This is a genomic window from Vibrio sp. 661 (assembly GCF_033339315.1).
GTDB classification, from domain to species: domain Bacteria; phylum Pseudomonadota; class Gammaproteobacteria; order Enterobacterales; family Vibrionaceae; genus Vibrio; species Vibrio alginolyticus.
Map to the genome: position 1 here is coordinate 1 of NZ_JAWOUJ010000100.1, position 1,186 is coordinate 1,186.

At 45.6% G+C, this 1,186-nt stretch carries 3 protein-coding genes; all 3 read right to left on the reverse strand.

What is annotated here, in order from left to right; translation table 11 throughout:
* Positions 1–207 (reverse strand): 2-C-methyl-D-erythritol 2,4-cyclodiphosphate synthase (locus R7P69_RS24965; protein WP_318121789.1); only part of this gene is annotated, 207 nt, incomplete at its 3' end.
* A gap of 17 nt (positions 208–224) precedes the next feature.
* Positions 225–929, reverse strand: coding sequence for a 2-C-methyl-D-erythritol 4-phosphate cytidylyltransferase (ispD, locus tag R7P69_RS24970; RefSeq protein WP_005478544.1), 705 nt, complete (start codon positions 927–929; stop codon positions 225–227).
* A gap of 1 nt (position 930) precedes the next feature.
* Positions 931–1,186 (reverse strand): cell division protein FtsB (ftsB, locus tag R7P69_RS24975; RefSeq protein WP_318121790.1); only part of this gene is annotated, 256 nt, incomplete at its 5' end.

Here is a 1,186-nt window from a genome sequence, read left to right on the forward strand (position 1 = left end):
CCATTTATCGTCGGTATCTGGAAAATGACGACCAATATCACCCGCAGCAATCGCACCTAACAAAGCGTCAGTGAGAGCATGCAGAGCAACGTCGCCGTCTGAGTGCGCAATCAGGCCTTGTTCGTAAGGAATTGCAACACCACCAATAATCACAGGGCCTTCACCGCCAAATTTGTGTACGTCGAAACCATGACCAATTCGAATCATTTTTTATCCTTTATTTTCTAACCGCGCTCGCGGCTAAGATAAAACTCGGCTAAGGCGAGATCTTCTGGCTGAGTAATTTTAATGTTATTCGCACTACCTTGAACTAAAGCTGGCGTTTCTCCCAACCACTCTAAAGCCGATGCTTCATCAGTGATCGCAACACCTTGCTGCAATGCGTCTGCCAGTGCTCTTGTTAACTGCTGAGTTTTAAACATTTGTGGAGTCAGTGCATGCCACAATGCTTCTCTGTCTACGGTGTGATCGATGTTGTTTTCTTTGTTCGCTCGTTTCATTGTATCTCTCACGGGCGAGGCAAGAATGCCACCAGTAGGATGAGCACAGCAAACATCAATCAGACGATCAATATCGTTTAATGTCACGCAAGGTCTCGCGGCATCATGGACCAGAACCCATTCACACGGAAGCTGCGCACTTACATAGTTTAGCCCTGAAAGCACTGAATCGGCTCTTTCTTTACCACCAGCGACACGTATTACGTCTGGGTGCAGCGCAATCGATAGTTCAGGGTAGTATGGGTCACCTTCTGTAACCGCAACCACAACTTTCGCGATTTGAGGGTGAGCAAGCAGTTTCTCTACGGTATGTTCCAATACCGTTTTTCCATCGATTAACAAATACTGTTTAGGTCGATCTGCTTTCATTCGGCTACCAACACCAGCCGCAGGTACAATAGCGATATGAGATGAAACGTTCTCTGACATCTTACGGGTTTTCCTCACCAACTATGCGGTAGAAGGTCTCTCCTTCTTTCACCAAGCCAAGTTCATGACGAGCTCTTTCTTCAATCGCATCAAGTCCTTGCTTTAAGTCATCTATCTCAGCAAACATTTCATTATTGCGAGCTTGTAGCTTGCTGTTCACCTGCTGTTGAACTTCAATTTCATCTTTTACTGTGTAGTAGTCAGACACTCCGTTTTTACCAAACCATAGAGTGTATTGAAGCCAACCAAACAGTAAC

Coding starts and splice junctions, on each gene's coding strand:
- ispD (WP_005478544.1), bottom strand. CDS start 929: ATGTCAGAGAACGTTTCATCTCATATCGCTATTGTACCTGCGGCTGGT.